Annotated in this window: 2 protein-coding genes, 1 rRNA gene and 1 pseudogene; 1 reads left to right on the forward strand and 3 read right to left on the reverse strand. The window is 62.5% G+C overall.

Annotation, left to right across the window (positions count from 1 at the left end):
* Both B5E67_RS15050 and B5E67_RS15055 read right to left on the reverse strand, forming a co-directional pair.
* Positions 1-204: pseudogene (locus B5E67_RS15050) on the reverse strand (UDP-N-acetylglucosamine 1-carboxyvinyltransferase); the annotation flags it as partial.
* A gap of 134 nt (positions 205-338) precedes the next feature.
* Complete coding sequence (locus B5E67_RS15055; RefSeq protein WP_242957059.1) at positions 339-1,496, reverse strand: putative peptidoglycan glycosyltransferase FtsW; 1,158 nt, start codon at positions 1,494-1,496, stop codon at positions 339-341.
* A 103-nt stretch (positions 1,497-1,599) separates the two neighbouring features.
* Here B5E67_RS15055 and B5E67_RS15060 point away from each other — a divergent pair, with 103 nt between their 5' ends.
* Complete coding sequence (locus tag B5E67_RS15060; RefSeq protein WP_087385897.1) at positions 1,600-3,468, forward strand: penicillin-binding transpeptidase domain-containing protein; 1,869 nt, start codon at positions 1,600-1,602, stop codon at positions 3,466-3,468.
* A 198-nt stretch (positions 3,469-3,666) separates the two neighbouring features.
* Here B5E67_RS15060 and rrf read toward each other — a convergent pair.
* Positions 3,667-3,780: ribosomal RNA gene (gene rrf / locus B5E67_RS15065) — 5S ribosomal RNA — on the reverse strand; the annotation flags it as partial.

Consider the following 3,780-nt stretch of genomic DNA (forward strand, 5'->3'; position numbering starts at 1 on the left):
CTCCCAGGCCGCCCCGCAGCCCACCGCCCGCAGGATGCCCAGACAGTCCTCCACATCCGACAGCCGCGGCACCTGTTCCAGCCGCACCGGCCCGCCGCACAGGAGGCTGGCCGCCAGCAAAGGCAGCACGCTGTTCTTGGCCGCAGGAACCTCCACCGTCCCATACAAAGAGCGCCCGCCCTGCACCGTCATCGTTCTGCCCATAAGAATACCCCCGTTTCGCAAAAGATACCCTACGGTATGCAAAACGGGGGTTTGGTGTGAGAAAAGAGCCTCGATTGTATCCCGGAAAACCACCGGGGGAATTACCCGCGGAATTTGTCCAAAAAAGTCGCCGTCTAACTCTCCTGCCGGGACACCGACAGGACAATCCCCATCTCACCCAGAAGCATCATCAGACTGGTGCCGCCGGAGGAGAAAAAGGGGAGGCTGATGCCGGTGTTGGGGATGGTGTTGGTGACCACCGCAATGTTCAGAGCCGCCTGCATGGTCACCTGGACCACAAAGCCCACCACCAGCAGCCCGCCGAACCGGTCGGGGGCATGGACGGCCAGGGTGATGCCCCGCAATAGCAAGAGAACAAAGAGGGTCACCACCGCCAGCGCCCCCACAAAGCCCAGCTCCTCGCAGACAATAGAAAAGATAAAATCGTTCTGGGGTTCCGGCACAAACATATGTTTCTGGCGGCTGTTGCCCAGACCCAGGCCGGTGGCCCCGCCCGAACCGATGGCATACAGGCTCTGGATGGTCTGATGACCGTCCCCCAGCGGGTCGGCAAAGGGGTCCAGCCAGGAGGCCAGACGGCTGGCAGCGTAAGGCACCAGGTCGGGCATGACGGCCACCGCCGCGCCCACCGCGCCCACCGCCCCGGCACCCGCCAGGATGAACCATTTAATCCCGGTGCCGCCCACAAACATCAGCACCGCCCCAATGCCCAGAATCAGCAGGGTGCCCGACAGGTGGGGTTCCAGCAGCATCAATACCGCCACCATTCCCAGCACCAGGCCAAAGGGCAGCACCCCCACCGAAAAGCTTTTCATCCGGCTGGCATTGAGGGAAATAATATGGGAAAAAGCCAGCACCACCGCGAACTTTGCGATTTCGCTGGGCTGTAATGTTCCCACTCCGGGGATCACCAGCCAGCGCTTGCAGCCGTTGTATTCCGGCATGAACAAAACCAGCACCAGCAGCACCAGGGACACCCCCAGCACCGGCCAGGCCAGCTTGTGATAGATATGGTAATCCACCCGGCTGGCCAGCCACATGGCGATCAGGCCCAGCGCCGCATACAGCAGCTGGGGCCGGATGTAGGCATAGGCATCCCCGCGCCGGTAGAGGGCCACCGCATAGCTGGCGCTGAACAGCATCACCAGCCCGAACCCCACCAGAGTCAACACCAGCACCAGAAACGGCAGGTCCAGAGGATATGAGGTTGTCAGTCCCCGCCGCTTGGCCAAGGCCGTGGGGTTCCACCGTGCCGTTGCATCTTCCGCCAAAGCGCACCGCCTCCCTTCCAGGATATTGTACGCAGAGCCGCCCCGGCTTAGTCATGCCGGCGGCAATGCGCCGCATACAGTAGAGGGAGAAGGGGGGATTTTTATGCCGCAGCCCCAAGAGCGCAGCCTGCCCGACCGCAGTTTCCGTCTGCGGGCCCGGTTGGTGGCGGGGGTATTCTGCGCCATCTGTTTCACCGGCCTGGCCGCACGGCTGGCCTGGCTCCAACTGGTCAGCGAGGACTGGTACACCCAGCGGGCCCTGGGCCAGCAGCTGCAGGACACGGTGGTCCCCGCCGACCGGGGCAAAATCTACAGCGCCGACGGGATGGTGCTGGCTTCCAACGCCAGCTGCTGGACCCTGCGGGCCTCTCCCCGGGAGATGCCGGAGGACAAACTGGAGCTGGCCGCCCAGTCTCTGGCCCAAATTCTGGACCTGGATGCGGCGGATTTACTGGAAAAATTCAGCGACCGCTCCTCCAACGACTGCCTTTTGCGGTACCGTGTGGACCGGGACACCGCCGACGCCGTCCGGGCCTTCTGCGAGGACAACGGAGTCACCGGCATCCGCATCAATCAGGACACCAAGCGCTGGTATCCTGAGGGGACATTTTTGGCCTCGGTGCTGGGTTTTACCAACGTGGACAACGCCGGCGTTTCGGGGCTGGAACTGGAATACGACCAGGTTCTCACCGGGGAAAACGGCCTGGTTCTGACGGCGGTGAACGCCTGGGGCTACACCCTGGAGCAGAGCTATGCCGTGGAGCAGCCCCCTGTGGAGGGGGACTCTCTGGTGCTGACCATTGACTCCAACATCCAGCGCTATCTGGAAAACGCCCTGGGCTACGCGGTGCAGGAGCACAGCGCCGCCGCCCGCGGGGTGGGGATCGTTCTGAACGTCAATACAGGGGCCGTGCTGGCCATGGCCACCACCCCCGCCTACGATCCCAACCAGCCCCGGATCATCTACGACGACACCGCCCGGGCCGCCGTGGACGCCCTCACCGGGGAGGAGCGCAGCGCCGCCCTGCAGCTGGCCCAGCAGACCCAATGGCGCAACAAAGCGGTCAGCGACCTGTACGAGCCGGGTAGCGTCTTCAAACTCATCACCTGCGCGGCGGCCCTGGATGCAGGCGCCATCGCCCCCACCGACACCTTTGTCTGCGGAGAATCCATCTCGGTGTCCGGGACACGGTTTCACTGCGCCAACCGGCGGCGGCACGGAGTCCAGACTGTCACCGAAGCCCTGATGAACTCCTGCAACCAGAGTTTCATCCAGATTGGCGCCCGTCTGGGAAAAGAGGCCTTCTGCGACTATTTTGCCGCCTTTGGGCTGCGGGGCGCCACCGGCATTGATCTGCCCGCAGAACCCACCAAAAGCCTCTATTACACCGCCGACCGGATGGGCCCTGTGGAGCTGGCCTCCTGTTCCTTTGGCCAGAGCAGCAAGGTAAGCTACATCGGAATGGCGGCAGCGGTGGCCGCCATTGTCAACGGCGGGCGGCTGATGCGGCCCTATGTGGTCTCGGAAATCCGCAGCGCCGACGGTTCCGTCGTGAGTCAAACCCGGCCCAACTGCACCCGACAGGTCATCAAGCCCGAGACCTCAGCTATCATGTGTCAGATGATGGAGGCCGTGGTCACCAGCGGCGGCGGCCAGAATGCCCAGATTGCAGGGTACCGGGTGGGCGGCAAGAGCGGTACCAGCCAAAAGCTGGACAGCGACGACCCCAAAGCCCGCATCGCCTCTTTTGTGGCGGTGGCCCCCATCAACGATCCCCAGATGCTCTGTCTGATCTGCATTGACGAGCCCCACAGCTGGACCACTGCCGGCGGCACCATTGCGGCCCCGGTCTGCGCCGAAGTGCTGGAACAGGCCCTGGTCTATCGTGGCGTGCCCCGCACAGCGGTTCCCGAATCCGCAGAGACCATCGCCGAGCTGCCCCCGGACGGCGACAGCTTTACCGGCGAATAAAACAGCAGGTCCCCGCCTCTCCTGTCATGGAAAAGCGGGGATTTTTTTATTGAAATTTTCCGTCCGATTTCCTGCCGGCGGTCTATTTTATTTGTGCCCGAATTTGTCCTTTTATTTCTTTTCCGCTGCTTCTTCCGTGTGGAAAAAACAACAAGAGAAAACCCCCGAGGATTCATCCTCAGGGGTTTTTGTCAGAGAAGCCGGCATCTACCTATTTTCACAGGCCGTGTCCAGCCAACTATCTTCGGCACAAGTGAGCTTAACTTCTGTGTTCGGAATGGGAACAGGTGGGACCTCACCGTCATCGACACC

This window comes from Faecalibacterium sp. An122, assembly GCF_002160895.1.
In the GTDB taxonomy this organism is placed as follows: domain Bacteria; phylum Bacillota; class Clostridia; order Oscillospirales; family Ruminococcaceae; genus Faecalibacterium.